This window comes from Citricoccus nitrophenolicus, from assembly GCF_047305825.1.
GTDB lineage: Bacteria > Actinomycetota > Actinomycetes > Actinomycetales > Micrococcaceae > Citricoccus > Citricoccus nitrophenolicus.
Window position 1 is genome coordinate 850,600 of sequence record NZ_CP063070.1, and the last position, 24,244, is coordinate 874,843.

Annotated in this window: 24 protein-coding genes and 1 pseudogene; 12 read left to right on the forward strand and 13 right to left on the reverse strand. The window is 68.4% G+C overall.

Features of this window, described 5'->3' with window-relative positions:
* Positions 1 to 69: 69 nt before the first annotated feature.
* From nrfD to fdh, 3 genes are read right to left on the reverse strand one after another with little or no spacing between them, the layout of a single operon-like run.
* Complete coding sequence (gene nrfD / locus IMT31_RS03820; RefSeq protein WP_345355213.1) at positions 70 to 1,245, reverse strand: NrfD/PsrC family molybdoenzyme membrane anchor subunit; 1,176 nt, start codon at positions 1,243 to 1,245, stop codon at positions 70 to 72.
* The gene (locus IMT31_RS03825) at positions 1,242 to 2,492 is read right to left on the reverse strand and encodes a 4Fe-4S dicluster domain-containing protein (RefSeq protein ID WP_413543808.1); all 1,251 of its coding nucleotides are present in this window, start codon (positions 2,490 to 2,492) and stop codon (positions 1,242 to 1,244) included. Before IMT31_RS03825 ends, nrfD begins: the two co-directional genes overlap by 4 nt.
* Positions 2,493 to 5,933, reverse strand: coding sequence for a formate dehydrogenase (fdh, locus tag IMT31_RS03830; RefSeq protein ID WP_413543809.1), 3,441 nt, complete (start codon positions 5,931 to 5,933; stop codon positions 2,493 to 2,495). It lies immediately after the preceding gene.
* Positions 5,934 to 6,054: 121 nt separating this feature from the next.
* Here fdh and IMT31_RS03835 point away from each other — a divergent pair, with 121 nt between their 5' ends.
* The 6 genes from IMT31_RS03835 to IMT31_RS03860 all read left to right on the forward strand — a co-directional run bounded on the left by IMT31_RS03835 (position 6,055) and on the right by IMT31_RS03860 (position 10,948).
* Positions 6,055 to 6,771 carry an NUDIX hydrolase gene (locus IMT31_RS03835; protein WP_413543810.1) on the forward strand — a complete coding sequence of 239 codons (717 nt, stop codon included), beginning with the start codon at positions 6,055 to 6,057 and terminating at the stop codon, positions 6,769 to 6,771.
* Positions 6,768 to 8,129 carry a quinolinate synthase NadA gene (gene nadA / locus IMT31_RS03840; protein WP_378109406.1) on the forward strand — a complete coding sequence of 454 codons (1,362 nt, stop codon included), beginning with the start codon at positions 6,768 to 6,770 and terminating at the stop codon, positions 8,127 to 8,129. Before IMT31_RS03835 ends, nadA begins: the two co-directional genes overlap by 4 nt.
* Positions 8,126 to 9,031, forward strand: coding sequence for a carboxylating nicotinate-nucleotide diphosphorylase (gene nadC, locus IMT31_RS03845; RefSeq protein ID WP_413543811.1), 906 nt, complete (start codon positions 8,126 to 8,128; stop codon positions 9,029 to 9,031). Before nadA ends, nadC begins: the two co-directional genes overlap by 4 nt.
* Entirely contained in the window at positions 9,028 to 10,167 is a 1,140-nt protein-coding gene (locus IMT31_RS03850) for a cysteine desulfurase family protein (protein WP_413543812.1), read from the forward strand. The genes nadC and IMT31_RS03850 overlap by 4 nt, the downstream gene beginning before the upstream one ends.
* A 9-nt stretch (positions 10,168 to 10,176) precedes the next feature.
* Positions 10,177 to 10,602 carry a rhodanese-like domain-containing protein gene (locus tag IMT31_RS03855; protein ID WP_413543813.1) on the forward strand — a complete coding sequence of 142 codons (426 nt, stop codon included), beginning with the start codon at positions 10,177 to 10,179 and terminating at the stop codon, positions 10,600 to 10,602.
* A 136-nt stretch (positions 10,603 to 10,738) separates the two neighbouring features.
* Positions 10,739 to 10,948, forward strand: a complete 210-nt coding sequence (locus IMT31_RS03860) for a dodecin (protein WP_345355192.1) — start codon at positions 10,739 to 10,741, stop codon at positions 10,946 to 10,948.
* A gap of 110 nt (positions 10,949 to 11,058) precedes the next feature.
* On the opposite strand, the gene IMT31_RS03865 is transcribed toward IMT31_RS03860, so the two are convergent.
* Together IMT31_RS03865 and IMT31_RS03870 are read right to left on the reverse strand one after the other, a co-directional pair.
* Positions 11,059 to 12,726: an ABC-F family ATP-binding cassette domain-containing protein gene (locus IMT31_RS03865; protein ID WP_413543814.1), complete on the reverse strand. Its 1,668-nt coding sequence runs from the start codon at positions 12,724 to 12,726 to the stop codon at positions 11,059 to 11,061.
* Between the two features lie 10 nt (positions 12,727 to 12,736).
* A complete protein-coding gene (locus tag IMT31_RS03870; protein WP_413543815.1) occupies positions 12,737 to 15,091 on the reverse strand; it encodes an FdhF/YdeP family oxidoreductase in 2,355 nt (784 codons plus the stop codon).
* 422 nt (positions 15,092 to 15,513) lie between these two features.
* Between IMT31_RS03870 and IMT31_RS03875 the strand changes: the two genes are divergently transcribed.
* Positions 15,514 to 16,089 carry a 1-acyl-sn-glycerol-3-phosphate acyltransferase gene (locus IMT31_RS03875; protein ID WP_413543816.1) on the forward strand — a complete coding sequence of 192 codons (576 nt, stop codon included), beginning with the start codon at positions 15,514 to 15,516 and terminating at the stop codon, positions 16,087 to 16,089.
* Positions 16,090 to 16,093: 4 nt separating this feature from the next.
* Positions 16,094 to 16,534, forward strand: coding sequence for an alternative ribosome rescue aminoacyl-tRNA hydrolase ArfB (gene arfB / locus IMT31_RS03880; protein ID WP_413543817.1), 441 nt, complete (start codon positions 16,094 to 16,096; stop codon positions 16,532 to 16,534).
* Positions 16,535 to 16,625: 91 nt separating this feature from the next.
* On the opposite strand, the gene IMT31_RS03885 is transcribed toward arfB, so the two are convergent.
* From IMT31_RS03885 to IMT31_RS03895, 3 genes and pseudogenes are all read right to left on the reverse strand, one after another.
* A complete protein-coding gene (locus IMT31_RS03885; protein ID WP_413543818.1) occupies positions 16,626 to 17,468 on the reverse strand; it encodes a PhzF family phenazine biosynthesis protein in 843 nt (280 codons plus the stop codon).
* Between the two features lie 167 nt (positions 17,469 to 17,635).
* A complete protein-coding gene (locus tag IMT31_RS03890) occupies positions 17,636 to 18,172 on the reverse strand; it encodes a DUF421 domain-containing protein (RefSeq protein ID WP_345355180.1) in 537 nt (178 codons plus the stop codon).
* 105 nt (positions 18,173 to 18,277) lie between these two features.
* Positions 18,278 to 19,299, reverse strand: a pseudogene (locus IMT31_RS03895) (helix-turn-helix transcriptional regulator).
* 115 nt (positions 19,300 to 19,414) lie between these two features.
* Here IMT31_RS03895 and IMT31_RS03900 point away from each other — a divergent pair.
* A complete protein-coding gene (locus tag IMT31_RS03900) occupies positions 19,415 to 19,612 on the forward strand; it encodes a hypothetical protein (RefSeq protein WP_345355174.1) in 198 nt (65 codons plus the stop codon).
* 126 nt (positions 19,613 to 19,738) lie between these two features.
* Here IMT31_RS03900 and IMT31_RS03905 read toward each other — a convergent pair whose 3' ends face one another.
* Positions 19,739 to 20,230 carry a GNAT family N-acetyltransferase gene (locus IMT31_RS03905; RefSeq protein ID WP_345355171.1) on the reverse strand — a complete coding sequence of 164 codons (492 nt, stop codon included), beginning with the start codon at positions 20,228 to 20,230 and terminating at the stop codon, positions 19,739 to 19,741.
* Positions 20,231 to 20,333: 103 nt separating this feature from the next.
* Here IMT31_RS03905 and IMT31_RS03910 point away from each other — a divergent pair, with 103 nt between their 5' ends.
* From IMT31_RS03910 to IMT31_RS03920, 3 genes are read left to right on the forward strand one after another with little or no spacing between them, the layout of a single operon-like run.
* Positions 20,334 to 21,053, forward strand: a complete 720-nt coding sequence (locus tag IMT31_RS03910) for an MSMEG_4193 family putative phosphomutase (protein WP_413543819.1) — start codon at positions 20,334 to 20,336, stop codon at positions 21,051 to 21,053.
* Between the two features lie 5 nt (positions 21,054 to 21,058).
* The gene (locus tag IMT31_RS03915; RefSeq protein ID WP_413544365.1) at positions 21,059 to 21,601 is read left to right on the forward strand and encodes a DUF3090 family protein; all 543 of its coding nucleotides are present in this window, start codon (positions 21,059 to 21,061) and stop codon (positions 21,599 to 21,601) included.
* The gene (locus tag IMT31_RS03920; RefSeq protein WP_413543820.1) at positions 21,601 to 22,368 is read left to right on the forward strand and encodes an SCO1664 family protein; all 768 of its coding nucleotides are present in this window, start codon (positions 21,601 to 21,603) and stop codon (positions 22,366 to 22,368) included. Before IMT31_RS03915 ends, IMT31_RS03920 begins: the two co-directional genes overlap by 1 nt.
* Positions 22,369 to 22,410: 42 nt before the next feature.
* Here IMT31_RS03920 and IMT31_RS03925 read toward each other — a convergent pair whose 3' ends face one another.
* From IMT31_RS03925 to IMT31_RS03940, 4 genes are all read right to left on the reverse strand, one after another.
* Positions 22,411 to 22,641 (reverse strand): hypothetical protein, encoded by a 231-nt coding sequence (locus IMT31_RS03925; RefSeq protein ID WP_413543821.1) that lies wholly within the window; start codon positions 22,639 to 22,641, stop codon positions 22,411 to 22,413.
* A gap of 16 nt (positions 22,642 to 22,657) precedes the next feature.
* Complete coding sequence (locus IMT31_RS03930; RefSeq protein WP_413543822.1) at positions 22,658 to 23,356, reverse strand: cation transporter; 699 nt, start codon at positions 23,354 to 23,356, stop codon at positions 22,658 to 22,660.
* Positions 23,353 to 23,712: a Cd(II)/Pb(II)-sensing metalloregulatory transcriptional regulator CmtR gene (cmtR, locus tag IMT31_RS03935; protein WP_413543823.1), complete on the reverse strand. Its 360-nt coding sequence runs from the start codon at positions 23,710 to 23,712 to the stop codon at positions 23,353 to 23,355. Before cmtR ends, IMT31_RS03930 begins: the two co-directional genes overlap by 4 nt.
* 98 nt (positions 23,713 to 23,810) lie before the next feature.
* Positions 23,811 to 24,242 carry a MepB family protein gene (locus IMT31_RS03940; RefSeq protein WP_413543824.1) on the reverse strand — a complete coding sequence of 144 codons (432 nt, stop codon included), beginning with the start codon at positions 24,240 to 24,242 and terminating at the stop codon, positions 23,811 to 23,813.
* Positions 24,243 to 24,244: the final 2 nt, after the last annotated feature.

Genomic DNA, 24,244 nt, shown 5'->3' on the forward strand with positions numbered 1-24,244 from the left:
AGCCGGAACTCAGGGCCTCAGAATCCCCAGCCCCACGATTCTCAGGAGCTCCGCAGAACCCTGAGGACCTCAGCGGACGGTGGTGATCGAGTCGTCCGTGATGCCGGCCGCGCGGCGGGCGGCCAGACGGCGCTTCTGCGGTTCAACCGTGTACCGCGGGTCCTTCGCGGAGTCCTTGCCGGCGTAGAACACCCCGAAGCGGGTGAAGGCGGAGGCCGTGACCAGCGCAGCGCCGGACAGGGCGGCCACCACACGGTGCCGACCCCCCAGCAGGGCCCCCACACCACCGGCGATCGCCAGCCGTTCACTCCACCGCATGAGCCAGCCGGGGCGGCCGGTCTCCAGCGGCTCCACGGCGACCGGGTCCATCCGGGACTCCATGACCCGGGTGGCCACCACGTCCCCCACCACCCCGAGCACGGCCAGGGTGCGGGCAGGCCCGGTCTCTCGCACCGGCGTGGTGATCATCGCCAGCCCGGAGGCCGCGATGGAGGCGGAGCTGACGAAGACGAACGGCAGGTGCTCCTTCGCGTCATTCCAGGTGGGCAGGGCGGTGTCCGAGAGCAGCACCGCGGTGTACCCGGCCAACGGTGCGCCCAGTAGTGCGGCCAGCCCGCCGGCGGGAGACTCGGCGGCGCGCAGCATACCGCGCAGCGGCCCCAGGGGCAGGGCCTGGCCCGTCATCCGGTCCATCTCAGCCGCGGCGGCCACACCGGCCCCGGTGCTGAAGCCGGCCAGCACCCAGGAGCCCAGGCTCATCGGCGACGTGAGCTTCACGGTGCGCATCATGTTGAGGAAGCGTTCGGGCCGGCCGAGGTCCGCGATCAGGGCCACAGACCCGACGCCGGCCGCGGCCAGGGCGCTGATCCTCGCGTTCCGGCGCAGCAGGTCCCGGCCGGTCAGTTGGGCACCGAAGGCCAGCAGGGAGGAACCGCCGGCGATCCCGCCACAGACCAGGTAGGTGGCCACACGCTCGTCCCACGGCGGGGCCTTGACGATGGGCCGGCCATAGTACGAATTGGCGGCGGAGTCAGATGCCGTGCTGGTGAACTCCGGCTCCGGCACCATGGCCATCTCGCGGCCGCCATCTGCGGTGGACGGTGCCAGGCTGCCCCGGCGCCTACGGCCCGTGGGCCGGTTGACGGACGATCCACCGGGACCTGTATCCGTTCCGGCACGGTCGCGGCGACGGCGGCGCCGGGGCTCCTCGGGCGGGCGGTAGGAGTCGAACTCGGAGGTGGTCATCGGCTCCCCCCGCTCAGCCCGTTGAATCCACTGCCGAGTCCGCTGCTGAGGAAGGCCAGTCCCGCAGCGGCGACCATCCCCGCCATGGCGACCCCGGCGCGGGCATACATCCGCGGCAGGTCCCGGGTGGCCACTCGCGGATCCGGCGGCAGGCCGTAGACCTCCGGCTCGTCCAGCAGCAGGAAGACGGAGCCGGTGCCCCCGACCCCGTCGTTCGGGTTGGCGCCATAGAGGCGGGCCTCGGTGCGACCCTGGGCGTGGAGCTGGGCCACACGATCCTGGGACCGGGCGAGCATGTCCTCGCGTTCGCCGTACTGGATGGACGTGGTGGGGCAGGCCTGCGCGCAGGCCGGGGTCTGGCCATCCGTCATGCGGTCATAGCAGAGCGTGCACTTCTGGGCCACGCCGGTGTTCTTGTTCTTCTTGGGCTTCTCCGACTTCGCTGGCTTCTCTGACTTCTCAGCGTGGACGCCCGGAGCCGGGGACCGGTCCGTCTTGGGCTGGGCGATGCCGTCGGAGCGGCGCTCGATCACACCGAACGGGCAACCGGCCACGCAGGTGCCGCAGCCGTTGCAGACGTCATCCTGGACCACCACGGTGCCGTGCTCCGTGCGGAACAGCGCCCCCGTGGGGCAGACGTCCAGGCAGCCGGCATTGGTGCAGTGCTTGCAGACGTCCGAGGACATCAGCCAGCGGAACTCGGGGGTGTCCGGCGGGGTGGTGTCCACAGCGGAGGAGTCCGGCAGACCAGGTGAGCCTCCCAACGAGGACAACACGTCCAGGCCACCCAACTCGGGCGCCGGAGCCAGGCCCGCCGCGCCGGACCCGGCGGCACCCAGGGCACCGGACAGCCCGCCGGCGGCACCGGGAGCCGGCCGGCCGCCGTCGCTCCCCGGAACGCCCTCACCGGGTGCCCTGCGGATACCGGGCATGCCCAGGCTGACCAGGGCGCGGCCGGACTCGCGGGCCGCTTCGACCTGCTGACGACCCTGCTCCACGAAGGCGACGTGGCGCCAGGTGTCCGCGCCCAAGCCCTCGGAGTTGTCGAAGGAGGAGTCAGACAGGGCGAAGGTGGAGTCCACCGGGTTCTGGTTCCACTCCTTGCAGGCCACCTCGCAGGCCTTGCAGCCGATGCAGATCGAGGTGTCCGTGAAGAAGCCCTTGCGTGGCTGCGGGTGCTCGTAGTCGGCGTCCGCGGTCGGGTTGCCGTCCACGGCCGCGTCCGGCCCCTGACTCAGCTGCACCATCTAGTCCTCCCTCCTGGGTTCATGCGGCAGCACCGGACCGTCCACGTGAGGGTGGCCGCGCGAGGTCGTCACCGATTCCGGGGCCATCGGATCGGGCTTGGGCCCGGCATCCTCCCCGCTTCCGGTGACGCCCTCGTTGCCACTGTCCACCGTCAGGCCGGCACGCTGCTGGTATCCGGCCACGAGGTCCAGCACTCCGGTGCCCCGCGGCCGGCGGCCCGGGACGATGTCACAGGCGCCGACCTTGGACCCCTGGATGAGCACGTTGGGATCCAGTGTCACACCGATCAGATCATTCGCCGAGTCCCCGCTGACCACGGCGTTGCCGCCCACGCCCCAGTGGTACGGCAGGCCGATCTGGTGCACGGTCTGGCCACCCTGTTCCTCGGTCCCGCCGATCTGCAGGGGGCGCATGCGATCGGTGACGAGCACCTTGGCCTCGATGGCCGCCCGCGGGGAGATGATGGTGGCCCAGCCGTAGGGTTCGAGCCCTCGCTCGGCAGCCAGTTCCGGGGAGACCTCGCAGAACATCTCCGGCTGGAGCTCGGCCAGGTAGGGCAGCCATCGGCTCATGCCACCTGCCGTGTGGTGCTCGGTCAGCCGGTAGGTGGTGAACAGGAACGGATACACCTCGGCACCGGGCTGCCCGGCGCTGGGCGCGCTGTAGTTGTCCTCCCGCGGCACCGTGACCCGCGTCGGATTGTGCTGTTGGGCGTACATGGCATTGGGCACGGGAGACTCCTGTGCCTCATAGTGCGTGGGCAGAGGGCCGTCCACCATGCCCTTCGGGGCGAACAGCCAGCCCTTGCCGTCTGCCTGCATGATGAAGGCGTCGTCGCCCGCCAATGCGGCGGGGCCACCCGCCTCCGGCCCCGGAACGGTGCCGGGGGCCAGGCTCACGGGGAAGTCCGGGACATCGTTGCCGACCCACTGGCCCTGATCGGCATCCCACCAGACGAGCTTCTTGCGTTCGCTCCAGGGCTTGCCCTCCCGATCCGCGGAGGCACGGTTGTAGAGGATCCGCCGATTGGCCGGCCAGGCCCAACCCCACTCCGAGTCATGGCGGGCCTCAGGGCCGGAGGTGATTCCCGGCGCGCGGTCAGCGGCGTGGTTGACGCCATCCGCGTAGACGCCCGTGTAGATCCAGCATCCACCCTCGGTGGAGCCGTCTGCGGTCATCTCGTTGAAGGTGGACAGATGCTGCCCCTTCTTCGGACCCGATACGTAGCGTCCGTTGATCTCCGCCAGCACCGCCTCGCCGTCCGGTTCCCCGTGCTCGTCCTCGGGGTAGTCCCAGGTCAGGTCCAGCAGTGGCCGGTCCCGCGGATCGGTGGAGTCCTTCAGCCGGGCGCGGATGCGCTTGCCGACCTCGTGGAAGAACTGAAGCTCGCTCTGGGCGTCCCCCGGCGGCTGGACCGCCTGATGCCGCCACTGCACCAGGCGCTGTGTCTGTGTGAACGTCCCGGCCTTCTCCACGTGGTTGGCGGCGGGGAAGAAGAACACCTCGGTCTCGATGTCCTCGGTCCTCAGTTCCCCGCTCTCGATCTCCGGCCCGTCCTTCCACCACGTGGCGGACTCGATCAGCTGGAAGTCCCGGACCACGAGCCACTTCAGGTTCGCCATGCCCATCCGCTGCATGCGTCCGTTGGCCGAGCCCACTGCGGGGTTCTGCCCGAGCAGGAAGTATCCCTCGACCTCCCCGGCGATCATGCCCTCCACCGACTGATAGGTGCCGTGAGGCCCGGTCAGTCGAGGCAGATAGCCGTAGGCCCAGTCGTTCTCCGCGGTGGCGGACTCCCCCCACCAGGCCTTGAGCAGGCTGACGGTGTAGGCATCCGCGTTGGCCCAATAGCCCTTCTGCTGCTTGGAGGCGATCGAGTCCAGGTAGGTGTCCAGGTCCTCCTTCTCCACCGACGGCATCGGCAGGTAGCCGGGCAGCAGGTTGAACAGGGTGGGGATGTCCGTGGAGCCCTGGATGGAGGCGTGTCCGCGCAGGGCCATGATGCCGCCGCCGGGGCGGCCCATGTTGCCCAGCAGCAGCTGGAGGATGGTGGCGGTGCGGATGTACTGGGCGCCCACCGTGTGCTGCGTCCACCCGACGGCGTAGGCGAAACAGGTGGTCCGGTCCCGGCCCGAGTTCTCCGTGATGGTCCGCGCCAACACCTCGAAGTCCTCGACCGAGATGCCGCAGACATCCCGCACCATCTCCGGCGTGTACCGCGCATAGTGCCGCTTGAGGACCTGGAACACCGACCGCGGATGCTGCAGGGTCTCGTCCCGCTTCGGGCGGCTCACGTCCAGCTCCGGCCCACCCATGCCGTATTGCTCACCGGCCGCCTCATCGCTCTGCTCCGCGCCGTCCTGTTCCGCGGGGCCGTCACTCCCGGCCGCCGCGCCACCGCGGCTCCCTTCCGGGCTCCCGGCGTCCTCCGGCTCGTAGGACCAGCTGGACATGTCATAGCCGCCGGTCTCCGGGTCGAATCCGGAGAACAGCCCGTCCAGGTCCTCGGTGTCCCGGAAGTCCTCGTTGACGATCGAAGCGGCATTCGTGTAGGCCACCACGTACTCGTGGAACCAGTGCTCGTGCTCGATCACGTAGTTGATCAGCGCACCCAGCAACACGATGTCCGAGCCCGCGCGGATCGGCACGTGCCGGTCCGCCACCGCAGAGGTCCGGGAGAACCGGGGGTCGACGTGGAAGACCTTGGCGCCGCGGGCCTTGGCCTCAGTGACCCACTGGAAGCCCACGGGATGGGCCTCGGCCATGTTGGAGCCCTGGATGATGATGCAGTCGGCATTGGCCATGTCCTGCAGCGATTGGGTGGCGCCGCCGCGCCCGAAGGAGGTCCCCAGACCGGGAACCGTGGCGGAGTGTCAAATACGGGCCTGATTCTCGATCTGGATGGCTCCAGCCGCCGTGAAGAGCTTCTTGATCAGGTAGTTCTCTTCATTGTCCAGGGTGGCCCCGCCGAGTGAGGCGATACCCATGGTCCGCCCGAGGTGGCGGCCGTTCTCGTCCTCGTCCTGCCAGCCGTTGCGACGGGATTCCAGGAACCGGTCCACCACCATCTCGGTGGCCGTCTCCACGTCCATCTCCTGCCAGTCCTTCGCGCGTGGGGCGCGGTACAGGACCGTGGTCTGCCGGGTGTCCGAGGTGACGAGCTGCTTGGAGGCCGAGCCCTTGGGGCACAGCCGACCCCGGGAGATCGGCGATTCAGGATCCCCCTCGATCTGGACGACCTTCTCGTCTGAGACGAAGACCTTCTGCCCGCAGCCGACCGCGCAGTAGGGGCACACACTCTGCACGGTCCGGTCCGCCGTGGTGGTGCGCGGGGCGATCTCGGTGGTCTTCTTCGAGACCACGGACGAGCTGCGGCCGAGACGGTCGCCGTCCAGGAACTGCCGGATGACCGGCCATCCCAGGAAGCTCGAACGTGACATGGGACCCACCCTAGACCACCGGCGACCCGGCCGTCAGCACTTTCCACACAGGCCGAGGTCAGGCCAGGTCCCACTGGCCTTAAAGTCTGGTCGACTGTATGATTCACAACACATACAGGTCATGATGACCCTAAGTACGGAGTGCCGACGGACGGCACTCGGAGGGAGGGCCGGTCTCCTGGACCACGCAAGCACACGCCTGGCGGTCTCGACCGTCATCTTCGCCCTGCGCCAGCGGGACGGCGAGGCACCCTCCCTGTGGACGCCGTTCGTCCTGCGTACCCGCAATCCCGATCTGGACCGGTGGGCCCTGCCCGGCGGCTGGCTCCCCGACCACGAGGAGCTGGAGGTGGCCGCCTCCCGGACCCTGGGCGAGACCACGGGCCTGCAGCCCAGCCACCTGGAGCAGCTCTATACCTTCGGCAGCGTGGACCGCTCCCCCACCGGGCGGGTGGTCTCCGTGGTGTACTCCGCGCTGGTCCGTTCGGACGAGGTGGAGCGGAGCGCGCCCGGCGAGAACGTCCGCTGGTTCCGGGCCGGCGCCCTGCCGCACCTGGCCTTCGACCACAACGCGATCGTCGACTACGCACTGGAGCGGCTGCGCACCAAGGTCGAATACGCGCACATAGCCCACACCTTCCTCGGCGAGACCTTCACCCTCGCCCAGCTCCGCTCGGTCCACGAGGCCGTGCTGGGCCACGCCCTGGACGCCGCCAATTTCCGGCGCTCCGTGGCGGCCTCCCCCCAGATCGAGGACACCGGACAGGTCCTGGCCGGCACACCCCACCGGCCACCCCGTCTCTACCGATACCGCACCGCAGAAAGTACCCGATCATGAAGACCACCACCACGGCCCCGCTGGCCTCCGTCGACCAGATGCTGAAGACCCTGTCCGACGATTCCGCCACCGGCCCCACTTCCGGCGCGGCTGCCGCATCCTCCTGCTCGCCCGGACTGACCTCCGGCCCCTGGCTGCTCGACGCCGGCCCGGGAGACACGCTGCCCGCGTCCGGCTACGGTCCGGGTGCCTCCCAGGACGACCCCATCCCGGGGGGCGCCCCACGCCAGGGTGCGCTGCCGGCGTCCTACACCGAGGCCTCCGAAGCTGACCTGCACGAGCGGATCCGTGTGGCCAAGGCCGAGCTCGCGGACCGCGTGGTGGTGCTGGGCCACTTCTACCAGCGGGACGAGGTGGTGGCCCACGCCGACTTCGTGGGTGACTCCTTTCAATTGGCCAAGGCCGCCCGTGCTCGTCCCGACGCCGAGGCGATCGTGTTCTGTGGCGTGCACTTCATGGCCGAGACCGCAGACCTGCTCTCCACACCCGAGCAGTCGGTGATCCTGCCGAACCTGGCCGCCGGTTGTTCCATGGCGGACATGGCGGATCTGGATTCGGTCCTGGAGTGCTGGGAGCAGCTCGAGGAGGTGTACGGAACCGAGACGGACGACGCCGGCCGCGTCCCCGTCATTCCCGTCACCTATATGAACAGTTCGGCCGCCCTGAAGGGCTTCGTGGGAGAGCACGGGGGCATCGTCTGCACCTCGTCCAACGCCGCCGCCGTCCTGGACTGGGCCTTTGAGCGCGGTCAGCGCGTGCTGTTCTTCCCGGACCAGCACCTGGGCCGGAACACGGCCAAGGCGATGGGCATCGGACTCGAGCAGATGCCCCTGTGGAATCCCCGCAAACCCCTCGGCGGCAACAGCGAGGAGGAGCTGCAGGACGCGAGAGTGCTGCTGTGGCACGGCTTCTGCTCGGTGCACAAGCGCTTCACCGTGGACCAGATCGCGAAGGCCAGGGCCGATCATCCGGACGTGCACGTGGTGGTGCACCCCGAGTGCCCCATGCCGGTGGTGGACGCGGCCGACTCCGCAGGGTCAACGGACTTCATCGTCAAGGCCATCGAGGCCGCGCCACCGGGGTCCACGTTCGCCATCGGCACCGAGATCAACCTGGTCCAGCGGCTGGCGGCCCAGTATCCGCAGCACACCATCTTCTGTCTGGACCCCGTGATCTGCCCCTGCTCCACGATGTACCGGATCCACCCGGGCTACCTGGCCTGGGTGCTGGAATCCCTGCTGGCCGGTGAGGTGGTCAACCGGATCACGGTGGCTGACGAGGTGGCCGAGCCGGCCCGGGTGGCCCTGGAGCGGATGCTCTCCGTGGCGCCCGGCGCCCGCACAGGGACCGAGCGGTGACCGGACAGCGTCACCTCGACCGGCTCGTGGCGGCGGCCCTGGAGGAGGACGCTCCCTGGGGCGATCTGACCTCAGAGACCCTCGTGCCCGGGGACACGGTGCTCCGGGCGCAGTTGGTGGCCCGCGAGGACGGCGTGTTCAGCGGGGCCGAGGCCTTCGCCACCGCCTTCCGCCTGGTCGACCCCTCGGTGCGGGTGCTCCCGCTGGCCGCCGACGGAGACCACTTCGAGACCGGTCAGGTGCTGGCCGAGGTCTCCGGCCCGGCCCGCGGCATCCTGCGAGCAGAGCGCATCGGCCTGAATCTTCTCCAGAGGATGTCCGGGATCGCCACCCTGACCGACCGCTACGTCCGCGCTGTCTCCGGGACCCGGGCCAGGATCGTGGACACCCGCAAGACGACGCCCGGACTGCGGCTCCTGGAGCGGCAGGCGGTGCGGGACGGCGGCGGGCACAACCACCGCATGAGCCTGTCCGACGCCGTGATGGTCAAGGACAATCACCTCGCGGCGGTACTCGCCACCGGCCTGACCGTCACGGAGGCACTCGTGCAGATGCGCTCCCGGCTGCCGCACACCACCCACGTGGAGGTGGAGGTGGACCGGCTGGACCAGATTCCGGACGTCCTGGCGGCCGGCGTGGACACCATCATGCTGGACAACTTCTCCCTGGCCGACTTGCGAGAAGGGGTGGAGCTGATCCACGGCGCGGCCCTGGTGGAGGCCAGCGGCGGGGTGGACCTGGAGACCGTCGGCCCGATCGCAGCCACCGGGGTGGACGTGATCTCGGTGGGCGCCCTGACCCACTCGGTCCGCGCACTGGACCTCGGTCTGGATGCAGCACCGGAGTCCGGGCCGAACCCTGAGCCGCGCAGTGCGGACCACCGGGCGGACCACCGGTTGTGATCTACGCAGACCACGCCGCCACCTCCCCCGTCCGCCGGGAGGCCCTGGAGGCGATGTGGCCGTACCTGACGGGCCGGTTCGGCAATCCTTCGAGTCACCACACGGTGGGTGAGGATGCGGCGGCGGGACTGGCCGCGGCCCGAGCATCGATCGCCGGGGTGCTCGGGGCCCGGGCTGGCGAGCTCGTCTTCACCGGTGGCGGCACGGAGGCGGACAACCTGGCCCTCAAGGGCCTGGCCCTCGGCCGCCCCCGCGGCAGGCACCTGATCACCAGCCCCCTCGAGCATGAGGCGGTCTTGGCCTCTGTGGACTACCTGGCCAGGTTCCACGGCTTCGAGGTGGACTTCCTGACCCCTGATTCCACCGGCATCCTCTCCGCCTCCGAGCTCACCTCCCTGATCCGTCCGGACACCACCCTGGTCTCGGTGCACTACGCGAACAACGAGATCGGCACCGTGCAGCCGCTGGCCGAACTGGCCGCTGTCACGAAGGCCGCCGGGGTTCCCTTCCACACCGACGCCGTGCAGGCCGCCGGGTGGCTGCCCCTGAACGTGAGCGCCCTCGGGGTGGACGCGATGAGCCTGTCCGGCCACAAAGTGGGCGCCCCCAAGGGCATCGGCCTGCTGTGGGTCCGCGGCCGGCTGCCCCTGGAGCCGGTGCTCCACGGCGGGGGGCAGGAACGGGGACGGCGCAGTGGCACGGAGAACGTTCCGGGAGCCGTGGCCCTGGCGGCCGCCCTCGCCACGGCAGAGTCCGAGCGGGTGGCCACCGCGGCTCGAATCACCGAGCTCCGGGAGCAATTCACCACCGAGGTCCTCCACCGGGTGCCGGACGCGCAGGTGACCGGCCACGCCCGACTCCGGTTGCCGGCGTCGTCCTCCTGGGTGTTCGAGGGCACCGGGGGCGAGGCGGTGCTGTTGGAGCTGGAACGGCGCGGCGTCATCTGCTCCTCGGGCTCCGCCTGCGCGGCCGGTTCGGACGAACCCTCCCCCGTGCTCACCGCCCTCGGCATCCCGGAGGAGCTGGCCCGAACCGCCGTCCGTTTCACCTTCGGACCGGAGACCACCCTGGAACAGGTGAAGGCCATGGCGGGGGCCGTGGCTGATTCCGTGGAGGCGGTCCGGACGCTGGCCTAGTCTGGTGCCATGTCCAGCACCCTGCCTGACGCCGAGGGGCACGGCTCCATGGCCTTGCTGAATCGGGCGCGTGCTGGCATGGACCGCCTGACGCCGGCGCAGGCACTGGCCGAACAGCACCGCGGCGCCCTCCTCATCGATGTGAGGACAGACGTCCACCGTGCGGCCTCCGCCCACATCCCCGGCTCCCTGATCATCGACCTGACGGTGCTCCCCTGGCGACTCGACCCGTCGTTCGAGCACCGCATCCCGGAGGCGGAGTGCTGGAACGCCCGGTACATCCTGTTCTGCCGCCACGGATACTCTTCTTCCCTGGCGGCCTGGAACCTGCGGCAGATGGGCCTGAGCCGGACCACCGACATCATCGGCGGATTCGAGGCCTGGGATGTGGCGGGCCTGCCCACCACCGGTACCCCTGCCGAGAGCAGACCCTGACGACGGCCTGCCTCTGGGACTCGTCGGGGAGACCACCGGCCCCGACCCGTCAGGGGTACCTCTGGCCCCCACCCTCGCCGTAGCCTGCAGGCACGTCCCCGACCTCCCGACGGGGGCCGAACCCACGGAGGACCCCATGGCCAACAACACCTACAACATCAGCGAGATCGTCGGAACGTCGCCGGACGGCCTGGAGGCGGCCATCACGAATGCCGTCACCGAGGCCGGCAAGACCGTGCGGAACCTCGACTGGTTCGAGTTGCAGTCCGTCCGCGGCCATCTCGAGGACGGCAAGATCGCCGACTGGCAGGCGACCGTCAAGATCGGCTTCCGCCACGACGGGTGAGCGGCTCCTCAGGAGGCGTGGGGCGACGGAGCCCCGACCACCGTCGGCACCTACTCCAGCCGGGAGTCGAGCGCGGCATGGACCCAGCTGCTCCGCAGGCCAGGGCCGGCTCAGAGTTCCGCGACCCTCCCCGCCGCCACGTTCCAGCGCCGCTCGGTCCGGACAGTGGCCAGCATCCTCCGGTCATGGGTGACCAGCAGCAGCGTCCCCTCATAGGATTCGAGCGCCTGTTCCAACTGTTCGATGGCTGGCAGGTCAAGGTGGTTGGTCGGTTCGTCCAGCACCAGCAGGTTGACACCGCGAGCCTGCAACAGGGCCAGACCCGCCCGGGTGCGTTCACCCGGTGAGAGCTCCCGGGTGGGCCGGCCCACGTGATCGGCGGTGAGCCCGAACTTGGCCAACAGGGTGCGCACCTCGGCCTGGGTGCTGTCCGGGACGAAGGCTGCGAAGGCGGTGGCGAGGGTCTGCTCACCCACCAGGAGGGATCGCGCCTGATCGACCTCCCCGATCGCGACGCCCGCGCCCAGTCTCGCACTCCCCTCCTCCGGCTGTTGCTGACCGAGCAGGGCTCGGAGCAGCGTCGACTTCCCGGCACCGTTCGGTCCGGTGATCCCGATCCGCTCCCCCGCGTTCACCTGCAGTGACACTGGTCCGAGCGTGAAGGAGCCCTGCTTCAGCACCGCCTCGTTGAGCGTCGCCACGTCCGAGCCGGACCGAGGGGCGGCGCCGATGGTCAGCTGGAGCTGCCATTCCTTGCGTGGTTCCTCGACCTCCTCGAGCCGCGCGATGCGGCTTTCCATCTGGCGCACCTTCTGGGCCTGCTTCTCGCTGGACTCGGTGGAGGCCCGGCGACGGATCCTGTCATTGTCCGGCGCCTTCCGCATCGCATTGCGCACGCCCTGACTGGACCATTCCCGCTGGGTCCTGGCCCGTGAGACGAGATCTGCCCTCTGGTCGGAGGACTCCTCATACTTCTCGCGCTGTTGGCGGCGGAGCGTCGCCCGTTCCTGGAGGTACGACTCGTATCCGCCACCGTAGAGACGATTCGATCCCTGGGCCAGGTCCAGTTCGAGCACGCGTGTGACGCACCGGGCGAGGAACTCGCGGTCATGGCTGACCAGCACCACTGCCCCGCGCAGCCCGCGGACGAAGGCCTCAAGTCTCTCGAGGCCGTCCAGATCGAGGTCATTGGTGGGCTCGTCCAACAGGACGATGTCGAACCGGGAGAGCAGGAGTGCTGCCAACCCCACGCGGGCTGCCTGCCCTCCGGACAGGGAGGTCATCAGGGTCTGCTCGATGTCGGGACGACCGAGATCGAGGCCGAGGTCTGCCAGCACCGCGGGGACACGCTCGTCCAGATCAGCGGCGCCACAGGCCAGCCAACGCTCCAGCGCCGTCGAATAGGCCTCGGCCGGATCGCCGGCCCCCGCACCGCTCCCGTCCGGTTCGCCGAGGGCCTCGGCCGCGGCCTCCATGTCCCTGCTCGCGGCGGCGCATCCGGTGCGGCGGGCGATATAGCCGGCCACGGACTCACCCTCCACGCGCTCCTGCTCCTGCGGCAGCCACCCGATGAAGGCACTGACCGGTGACAGCGTGACGGCACCCGACTGCGGCGAGTCGATGCCGGCCAGCAGCCGGAGCAACGTGGATTTCCCCGCTCCGTTCGCACCGACCACGCCGACGACGTCACCGGGGGCCACCGTGAGGTCGAGCGATGCGAAGAGGGCCCGGTGGCCGTACCCGCCGGCCAGTCCGTGGGCCACGAGAGTTGCGGTCATTCGACCATCATCACACCGACTCGATCAGGGAGCTGACCTCTTCCCGGTTCTCCATCCCATCCGCACGCCGCTCGAAGCGGACCATGATCGCCTTGAACCCAGGGGTGTTCGACTCTCGGGCCACGAGATCACGGTGCACCAGAGCGTTCGCTTCCGGGTAGTAGGCGGCCACACACCCTCTGGCTGTGGGGTAGGAGACGAGCCGGAACCTGTCTGCCCGCAGTTCCTCCCCGGCGAAGGAGGACACCACATCCACCAATTCCCGGTCGGCGAACCCGGAGGCCGCCAGGTCCTCCGGGTGGATGAGGATCACGCGGCGGCCACCGGAAATCCCGCGGTAGCGGTCATCCAGCCCGTAGAACGTGGTGTTGTACTGGTCATGCGAGCGCATGGTCTGCAGGACCAGGTGGCCCTCCGGCGGATCGAGGTACTCCAGGGCGCGGACCGTGAACTGTCCCTTGCCCTGTTGCGTGGCGAACTGACGGCGGTCCCGCGGCGGGTTCGGGAGCACGAATCCGTACTTCTCCCGCACTCGGCGGTTGAAGTCCTCCGTGCCGGGGATCACCCGGGAGCAGTGGTCGCGGATGACGTCATAGTCCTCCGCCATGGCCTTCCAGTCCACCGCGTGGTCCGGGCCCAAGACCGCCTCGGCCATCCGTGCGATGATCACCGGCTCCGCCAACAGGTGGTCAGAGACCGGCTCCAGCCGGCCCCGCGTGGAGCTGACCACGGACATCGAGTTCTCCACGGTGAGGAACTGGGAGCCGCCCGGGTGCTTGTCATCCCGGTCCGTCCGGCCCAGGGTGGGCAGGATGATCGAGGTCTTGCCGTGCACCACGTGGGAGCGGTTCGGCTTGGTGGAGATGTGTACCGTCAACCCCGTGCGCTGCAGCCCGGCCTCCATATAGGCCGTGTCCGAATTCGCCAGGGCCAGGTTGCCGCCCAGGGAGACGAAGACATCGATCTCCCCCTTCGCCATCTCGATCATGGACTCCGTGGAGTCGTAGCCGTGCTCGCGCGGGGAGGTGATCCCGAACTCGGCGTCGATCCGCTGCAGCAGGTCCTCCGTGGGCTTCTCCCAGATCCCGAAGGTGCGGTCACCCTGGACGTTGGAGTGGCCGCGCACCGGGCAGGCACCGGCACCCGGCTTGCCGAAGTTGCCCTGCACCAGCAACAGGTTGACGATCTCCTTGATGGTGTCCACGGAGTGCGGCTGCTGGGTGATGCCCAGGGCCCAGCAGAAGATCGTGGCCTTGGAGGCGGCCAACAGGTCACCGATGTGCTCGATCTCGGCGCGCTGCAGCCCCGTGGCGGTCTCGATCTCCGCCCAGTCGAGGTGCTCGCGGGCGGCCGCGTACTCGGCGAATCCCGCGGTCTCGGACTCGATGAACTCCTGGTCGATGACCGTACCCGGCGCGGCGGCCTCCTTCTGCAGCAGCAGGTGCCCCAGGGCCTGGAAGAGGGCCTGGTCCCCACCGACCTTGATCTGCAGGAACTCATCACTGATGCGCTCACCGTCTGCGAGCAGGCCCTTCGGGGTCTGCGGATCCTTGAAGCGCAGCAGCCCCGCCTCCGGCAGGGGATTGACCGCCACGACCTTGCCACCGTTCCGGCGGCATTCAGCGAGGGATCCCAACATGCGGGGATGGTTGGTGCCCGGGTTCTGGCCGACCACGAAGACCAGTTCGGAATGCTCGAGGTCTTCCAGGGACACCGTGCCCTTGCCGATCCCGATGGTGGGGTTCAGGGCGGTGCCCGAGGACTCGTGGCACATGTTGGAGCAGTCCGGCAGGTTGTTGGTGCCCAGGCTGCGCGCGAACAGCTGGTACATGAAAGCCGTCTCATTCGGGGTTCGCCCCGAGGTGTAGAAGGTGCACCGGTCCGGCGTGGTGGCCTGGACGTGTTCGGCGATCGTGGTGAACGCCTCGGACCAGCTGACCGGCCGGTAGTGCGTCTCCCCTTCGCGGATCATCATCGGGTGGGTGATGCGCCCGGACTGACCGAGCCAGTACTCCGTCTTGTCCCGCAGCTCCGAGATCGAGTGCGCCGCCCACCACTCGGGGGTGGCGACGCGGGTGGTGTTCTCCTCGGCCAGGGCCTTGGCCCCGTTCTCGCAGAACTCGATCGGTTTGCGGTCCCCGGTGATCGATTCGGGCCAGGCGCAACCGGGACAGTCCACGCCCTGATGCTGATTGATGCGGTACATGGACCGGACGGTCCGGCTCACGCCGCCCTGTTTCAGGCCGCGTTCAAAGGACACCCCGACGGCCTTGAGCCCGGCGGCAGAGCCCTTGGGCTCCTTGACCACCAGATCATCCTCGTTGATGTCCTGGAGTTCAACGACGTGTCCACGGACGTCCGCCATGACTGAATCACCCTCGATGCGTTGTGATGCCGCGGTGTTGCGACCATGTTGACATTACCGGGGACCGCCCCCATGGACCAGAGCCATTTCTGCGCCGCGACTAGTGTTGATCCTGATCGAGGAACAGGATTCCCATGGCACCTCCCCTGCAGCTCCACTACCCCTTCGCCGGCCGATGGCTGGTGCAGAACAGCCCGGCGGACGGTGTGGTGATCGGGGCGCACGGCTCCGAGCCGGATCACGACTCCCACCGCCGTCGACGGGCCGGACCTCCTGCAGGCCGACGCGCTGCCGATCACCTTTCCCGGTGGGCTTCCCCGCAACGGGGAGATCGTCAACGCGGGCTGATGTACAGGGGATCCGGCCCGGCCGCGTAGCCGCCGGTCAGCTCCTGACCCCGAAGGTGCCTTACCGTGGAGACCATGATCCGACGACAGCTAGCCCGTGCCTTCTGGTCGCTCGGACCGTGGAAGCAGGTGACGCAGTCCGTGCCGACGCGTCCCACCGTGCTCATCGGCGCCCCGCACACCTCCAACTGGGACTTCGTGCTGATGCTCGCCATCGCCTGGGAGCTGGACATCGAGGTGCGCTGGCTGGGGAAGAAGAGTCTGTTCCACGGCTGGCGCGGGCCGGTGATGCGGGCCCTCGGCGGAATCGCCGTGGACCGCGAGGACCCCAGCCGCGTGGTCGGCGAGGTGGTGGACTCCGCCCACTCCGGCGAGGTCTTAGGCCTGGTGGTCACCCCCGACGGCACACGCGGGGGCCACACCCACTGGAAGTCCGGCTTCTACCGGATAGCCCGCGAGACGGGGATGCCGGTGACGCTGGGCTACGTGGACCGCACCACGATGACCTCCGGCCTCGGGCCAACGCTCGAGCTGACCGGCAACGTGGCGGCGGACATGGCCCTGATCCGTTCGTTCTATGCGGACAAGTCGGGCTACCGTCCCGAGCGGCGGGTGGAGCCGCGGCTGCGCGATGAGGGCGAGATCGGCTGAGTTGATGGAGGATCTGCGAGTGCCCTCGGGGCCCGGCCTGCCGCGCGGCCTCACGGTCCCTGCCGGTGAACTGGCCGAGCAGTTCTCCCATGCCTCGGGGCCCGGCGGCCAAGGCGTCAACACCGCGGATTCGCGGGTGCAGCTCAGCCTGGACCTGGGCACGACGACGGCCCTGGACGACTCCCAGCGCGAGCGGGCCCTGGCAGGGCTCGCCCCACGGCTGGCCGGCACGGTGCTCACCATCAGCGCGGCCGAACACCGGTCCCAGCGCCGGAACCGGGTGGCGGCCCGGGAGCGGCTGGCCGATGTGCTGCGTGGGGCCCTGGTGCCCCCGGTCCCCCGGCGTCCGACGCGGCCCACGAGGGGTTCACAGCGTCGACGGCTCGAGGGCAAGCGCCAGCGCTCGGAGACGAAGCAGTACCGCCGGCGCCCGGAAACCGGATGAGCACCACCGGGCCACTCCGGCCCAGGCAGGCCCTGACTGTCAGTCGTTCGGCGAGACGAGCACCTTCGCGTGGCGGGTCTCGCCTGTCTCGTCACAGCGTGGCGGTTCCCGAGAGAACGACCTCAGCCCGCCCTCCGACCCAGAGCTGGCCGTCATCGGTCGAGATGTGGACGCGACCACGTCGGCCCATCGCGGTGCCCTGTGCGGCAACGTAGGGTGCGCTGGCGCGACCGGTCGAGATGAGCCATTCCGCGGCTGCAGCGTTCAGGCTTCCCGTCACCGGATCCTCGCGGAGGGGTTCGTCGCCCTCGGTGAAGAATGCTCGCAGCTCGTACGCCGTCCCCGAGCCGGGATCGTGGGCGCCGACCACGCCAATGTCCCAACGCCCAGGATGCGCCGTCGCGTCTGGGCGCAGCGTCAGGACCGTGTCCGCGTGGTCAAGCAGGAGCCCCACCCAGCCGGGGCCGTTGTCCAGCCACTCGGCGTCCACCACCTGCTGGCGTTCGATCCCGAGGACCTCGATCAGTGCGGTGAGCAGAGCGGCATCGATCGGGCCCGAACGCTGCCTCGGGGGTGCCGAGAAGGCGAGCCGGTCACTCTCGATGCAGACGGGAACCAGGCCGGCATCGCACTCCTGCATCACGATGCCCGGAACCGCCGGGACGCCACCCGCGTCCAGCCAGGCCCGAGCCGTCCCGAGGGTCGGGTGGCCGGCGAACGGCAACTCGGTACTCAGGCTGAAGATGCGCACGCGGTAGTCCGCGCCGGGCACCGTAGGAGGCAGCACGAAGGTGCATTCGGACAGGTTCGACCAGACCGAGAACCTCCGCATCGCCTCCTCGTCAACCGCTTCCACGTCGAGGACCACCGCCACGGGGTTGCCGGTGCAGGGGTCTTCACCGAACACGTCGACCTGGCGGAATCTGCGCTTCATGCCGTCATTCTCTCTCGCTGAACGCTTGGCCGTCGAAGGGCAGCTCCTGTTCGCCTCGAGCAACGGCCTCACCACCGTGTTCGAGTACACCACCGCGTTCTACAACGTGGTTCCGCCGTCTTCACAGCAGCGGGTGTGGTGCACATCCCTCCAGGCCGCCCAGCGGATCAGGAATCGCCCCGACGTTGCTCGATGAATGGCAGCACGCTGGATCCGTCTCGCATCGCATTCTGCGAGATCACACCGAGCGAGCCGTCCTGTTGCAGGATGACCGCCTGGATGTCGTCGAGTGATCCCTGGCCCGATTGGCGGGCAGCGGTGTGGACATCGACCTCGGTGAGCCGATGCCGGCGTAGGGCCTGCTGCTGCAACTCTCCGTCGTAGTAGAGCAGGACAGGCGGGGAGTCGAGGAGTCGCCGCATGAACCTCCACCGCGCCCGGAAGTAGGCGAGCACCCACTGCACGGTGACCAAGAGCAGCAACGCCACGACAGCCTGGGCAAGGCTGACGTCCACCGCGGTCACGACGCGACCGAACGCCGAGCCGAGCGTCACCGCGACCACGAAGTCCAATGGAGTCATCTTCGCCATGGTGCGCGGCCCCATCCCGCGCAGGAGGATCACCAACGTGAGGTACCCGACAGACCCGACGAGCAATGTGTGCCAGATGGGAGTCCAGCCGGTCCAGAAGTAACTTAGATCCATAGGGCCATCCTGACACTCCTGCCCGAGGACCGATGCATCGTGAGGCGACTGATGGAGCCCGGTCCACATCGGCGCCGCGGGAACCATCTGCCTACCGCGGCTGGCTCACCACCCGATCGGCCTCTGGCCGTCGTCCGCCGCGGACAAGAGCCTTGCCGCCGCAGCACTGACGCGGACCCGGAGCTCGTCTGGCCTCTCGATCCTCACCTCGCAGTCGAGTGCTGCGATCACAGACGGCAGCCAGTCGAGGCTCTTGGCACGGATCTCCGCCAGATACCAGGGCGGACCGTCCTCGCCCGTCCCTGCCTCTCCCCCATCCAACCGCTCGAGTCGGGCCACGCTCTGCGGCAGGTGAGTCCGGATGCGATCCTCCGTGGTTCGGATGTGCAGAACGATGTGCCACCGATAGTGCGCATCGACGAACAGGTCGAGCAGGTGCCGTTCCGCATCCGGCCGCCGCGGCGCCGTGAAGGTCTCGCGCGAAGACCGAGCCGATCGGACCTGTCGACCCGAAAAGCCCGTTCCTCCTGCTGGCCGGTGTCGAAGGCCACCAGATACCACCGGTCCAAGTGCGCCACCAGGTCATACGGGTGAACCGTGCGCCGAGACGACACGCCCTCGCCGCTGACGTAGCGCAGGTCCAGGACGCGCCGAAGCTTCACGGCCTCCGCCAAGGTCAGCATCAGCGCGGGCTCGGGAACCGCCCCTCCGTGCTGGGAGGAGTGCGTCGTCACTCCGAGCAGGGCGTGGATCCTTTCGGCATCAGCGGTCGGCAGTGCTCGCTTGATCTTGGCCAGAGCGGTCTGCGCGGCGATCCCCGATTCGCGTGACGTGCCCTGGGCACGGGCAAGCCCCAGGAAGACCGCGACCACTTCCTCAGAGGTGAACATGAGCGGGAGGACGCGCCTGCCGGGCGCGAGCCGATAGCCGCCGTAGCGCCCTCGCAGCGCCTCGACTGGCAGGCCCAGCTCCACCAGTCGCGCCACGTCCCTGCGAACCGTCCGTTCGTCGACGCCGAGACGATCTGCCAGCTCGGTGACATTGCGCTGCTGCGCGGACTGCAGCAGTTCGAGCAGCAGCAACGCTCGCGCGGTCGTGTCGGCCATGACATCCATTGTCGCTGCCATACCGGGCCGTTCTCGCCCGGTATGGCTCGTACCGTGATGTGCGCGGCCGAATTCGTCGGCCACCTTCACGTTCTACGAAGCAGCCACCGGAATCACGGCCGAACGGCTTCATCCGATGTTCGCTGAACTTCGCACACCATCCGGCACGCTGGCCATCGCCAGTTCCGCAACAGTGCCGCTGCTCGGGGACGATGCCGCCGAGGCTCGCGCAAATCGCAGCGTCACGTTGGACTTCCTCGTCGCGGACGTCGATGCGACCTACGTGGCCCTTCAGGATGTCGTGGACCTGTTCGTCAATCACCCGACTGCGTGATGCCGCACCAGAATCGACCGACCCAGCTCAACCGACACGTGAGTGGGTCCAGCGCGGTGGCCCGTCTTCCTCATGTCCGCACTGTTCGCAGGCATCGCGACTCGGTGGACACTGACAGCACCGCTCTCACGAATTGAGCTCTTTGATCATATGGAAATTGGTCATGACGACGCCCCCGGTCACGGGGTGTTGTTCGGCCACCACGTGAAAACCGAGAGTCTCGAAGAACGGGCGAGCCGTGATGCTCACGTTCGAGGAGAGTTGGCTCGCTGACATCCCCCGTGCCCGGAGCTCGAGGAACGTCAGCAGCTGGCGCGCCACACCTCGTCGTGCGAATCGTGGAGACACGAACAGCATGTCGATATAGCCTTCGGCGCTCACGTCGGAGAAACCAGCTGCCTGCTCGCCGAGGAGGGCCACGTAGCTCTCCCGCGCAAGCATGGACCGATCCCACCCGCGGAGGTCGCGCTTGTCCGGCCGCGCCCAGGCCATGATCTGCTCGGGCGCATAGTCCGCTGAGGCCGTGACCATGATCGCGTCGTGGAAGATGCACAACGTCTCGTCCGCGTCAGAGCTTTCGTAGGAACGTATTCGGACCTGTGATTCGGCGCTGATCACGGCACTATCTTGGCATCCATGTGTGGCTCTGCTGTTCTACTCATCCACATCATTGTGGGAGACTCCCTCCTCGTCAACATGACCGCGTCATTAGGCTGGGGGGATGGCGACAGTACTTCTCGTGCGGCACGGCCGCACCACAGCCAATGCCACGGGGCTCCTGGCCGGTCGGGCCGTCGGCGTCAGCCTGGACCCGGCCGGGAGAGAGCAGGCCGCGCTGACCGGGGACCGGCTCGCGGCGGTGCCCGTGGTCGGGGTGGTCTCGAGCCCTCTGGAGCGTTGCCAGGAGACTGCCCAGCTCATCGTCGATCGGCAGACCGGCACACCCTGCTCGTCGGTCGATCCTGACCTCACCGAATGCGACTACGGTCAGTGGCAGGGCCGCATGCTCAGTGATCTCGCGAAAGAGGATCTGTGGCCGCTCGTGCAGTCGCAACCCTCCGCCGTCGTCTTTCCCGGCGGTGAATCCATGGCGGGGATGCAGGCACGGTCGGTGGCAGCGATCCGACGCCACGATGCAACCATGGACGCCGAGTACGGGCCGAAGGCGGTGTGGGTGGCGGTGAGTCACGGTGACATCATCAAGGCGGTCCTCGCCGACGCGCTCGGCATGCACCTCGACCTGTTCCAGCGGCTCGAGGTGAGCCCCGCGTCCGTCTCGATCGTGAGCTACGGCGCGAGCCGGCCGAGGGTCTGCGCCATCAACACCGATGCCGGTGATCTCTCGTGGCTCTCCAGCGGCATCCACTCCGGTGATGCGCCGGTGGGCGGCGGTGCAGGCAGAGGTGCCATGGACAGCGAGACGCATAGGATCAAGACATGACTGACATGCCTGCACGTGTTCTCGAGTTCGATTGGCCCGACCGTGTCGTCATCGGCACCGTCGGGCTCCCGGGGGACCGGACGTTCTATCTGCAGGTGCGCGCAGGCACGCGGATCGTGAGCATTGCCCTGGAGAAGCTGCAATCGGCTCTGCTCGCGGAGAAGGTCGACGAGGTCCTCGACCAGCTCATCACCGTCGAGGGCAACCGCTTCAGCGTTCCCACCAGCACGCCCGTCGAACTCGTCGACAATGACCAGCTCGAGTCCGTCCAGGAGCAGTTCCGCGCGGGAGCCATCGGCATAGGCTGGGACCCCACCACGGCCCAGATCCTCCTTGAGGTGCTCCCCATTGCCGGCGACGATGACGCCTCGCTCGAGGAGGGCACAGCTGCCGAGTCCGAGAAGCTCCTGGTGCGGATGCCGGTCGGCACCGCCCGTGCGTTCACACTGCGCACCCGGGAGGTCGTGGACGCCGGGCGTCCCCTCTGTACGCTCTGTGGCCATCCCATGGACCCAGACGGCCACATCTGCGTCCTTCCCGAGACCTGATGCCCGCGACGGACCTGGCGGCCGCCGAGTTGAGGCTCACCGGCCGCATCACCACGGCGTCCAATGCGACATTCCTGGGCGGCATCGGCGACGTGGCGGTGGTCTACAAGCCGATAGCGGGCGAAAGCCCGCTCAGGGACTTCCCCCACGGCACCCTGGCCCACCGGGAGGTGGCCGCGTACCTGGTCTCGCAGGCACTCGGCTGGGACATCGTGCCGTACACCTGGTTGCGCGACGGCCCGATGGGCGAAGGAATGGTGCAGCTCTGGCAGGACCAGGACCGCGCCCAGCATGCCGTGGACCTGGTCAGGACGGACCACCTGCCCGAGACGGGCTGGAAAAGCATTCTCGAGGGACACGATGAGAACGGGCAGATGATCACCCTCGTCCATGAGGACTCGCCGGCGCTGCGACGCATGGCGGTGTTCGATCTGATCGTCAACAATGCAGACCGCAAGGGCGATCACATCCTCGCCATGGCTGACCGGCATCGGCACGGAGTCGACCATGGGCTCACCTTCCACCGCGACCACAAGCTGCGCACGGTGCTGTGGGGATGGCAGGGAGATGTTCTGACCACCGAGGAACGCGACGGCATAGATCGTGTCAGCGAAGGACTGCAGGGCGGACTCGGCCGGGCCCTGACCGACCTGCTGAGCGCAGAGGAGATCGCATCACTGGTCGCGCGCTGCGGCCGCTTGCGTTCGGTCGGGCAGTTTCCGACCCCGAGCGGGGAGATGCCGGCGGTGCCGTGGCCCCTGTTCTGAGGGCGAGCCGCGCATGTCTCGCGTTGCTGCCCTCCCTCGGCTTCAGAAGCCCTCGATGAAGTCCTCCGTCAAGATCTCTCCCGGATGGATCGGCACGCGGTCCTCAATCGTTGAAGCGGGACTCCACCGACTTTCAGCACCTACACACACATCTGGGCCCAGTGCCGCCCGGTCAGCGGAGCCGACGTTCTCCGGCAACTGAACGGTTCGAACTGAATACTGGTCCCACAGATTCACCTCCTCCACCGGAATCTGCCATCGGTCGATCGCCACGCCTGCAATCTCTAGCTCACGCAGGAGCCCTGTGTGCAGTGCAGCAACCGTCCTCGCATCGGTCGACATCGCGTTCTCCCGTGAGTGCGGAGACCGGAGCAGCACAGCACGCGTCGCCTCTCCACGCCTCGACGCCCTCGCGGACGGCGAAGACGGCGATCACGATCGCAGCGACGGAGTCGGCCCATGCCCAGCCGAGCAGGCTGTTGAGCAGTAGTCCACCCAGCAGCGCAGCAGAGAGGTACGTGCAGATCAGCGTCTGCTTGGAGTCGGCCACCGCCGACGCGGAACCGAGCTCACGCCCCGTGCGACGTTCGAACCAGGACAGGAACGGCATCACCACGAGACTCAGCGCGGCGATCGCTATGCCGACCGGGGAGTGACCTGGCTCGCGCACCCCGAGCAGCGAGAGGACCGCCTCCACGCTCACGTAGGCCGCGAGGGCGAAGAACGACACGGCGATCACCCGGAGAGCGACCCTCTCCCGCCCCTCCGGATCCGGCGCGGCGAACTGCCAGGCAATCGCGGCCGCGGAGAGTACTTCGACGACCGAGTCGAGGCCGAAACCGATGAGGGCCGCCGACGAGGCGGCTGCTCCGGCACTCAACGCGACGATCGCCTCGACGACGTTCCACGTGATCGTGATCGCCACGATGATACGGATCCGACGCCGGAGGACGTCTCGTCGTTCGTCCTTGAGCACTGCAGCGGTCATATCGCCACCTCGGTGCCGCAACAGCCCGGGACCGAGCAGTGCGGATCCAGGCACGGGACACTCTCGTCGACCGCGAGCGTGACGTCGATCAGCGCCGTGAGCGCGGCCGCGATATGCGGGTCGGCGAGTTCGTACCGGGTCTGCCGACCCTCGGGCTCGGCGACGACTATTCCGCACCCGCGCAGGCAGGACAGGTGGTTGGAGACGTTAGTGCGCGTCAGCTCGAGAGCCCGGGCGAGCTTCGCCGGATAGCCGGGCTCATCAAGCAGGGAGAGCAAGATGCGCGACCGGGTCGGGTCGGCCATGGCCCGACCCAGCCGGTTCATGGCATCCACGCGTGAGGTAATGGTCAGCATGTAATGACCATACAACAGTTGCTGACCTATTGGCTTCTTCACCAAGATCAGACAGCGGGTGCCTTCATCCCCGCAGAGCGGAAGACAGCGATCGGCTCTCAGTAAGTGAGAAAAGAAGACGACTGAGCACGTTGCACAGCCGCCGCTCCGGAGTTCAGGTCTACACACCAACTCGGATAGACCCGAAATCCCCGTTTGCCGGGCCGCACTCCCGACGTGATGCCCAGCCGGGCGAGATCCGCAGCGGTGAACCGAAAGACGCCACGCCTGCCCAGTTGCTCCACGAAGACCAGCAATCCCACGGCAGGATCATCCTCACCGAACGGAGCCGTCACTCCATCAGCGCCTCGCCTCCAGAAGGCGACGAAGGCGCCCGGTTTGGTGGGAGTGTTCCGCGCCGTTCGAATATGCCATGAGTCGCGGTCTATCTGCACGACTCCCGACTCGTAATCGCTGTTCTGCTCCTCCGGCGCAATCGCGAGAGCGAGCCCCATCTCAGCGGCGTATGCCTCAAAGGCATGAAAGTCCACGC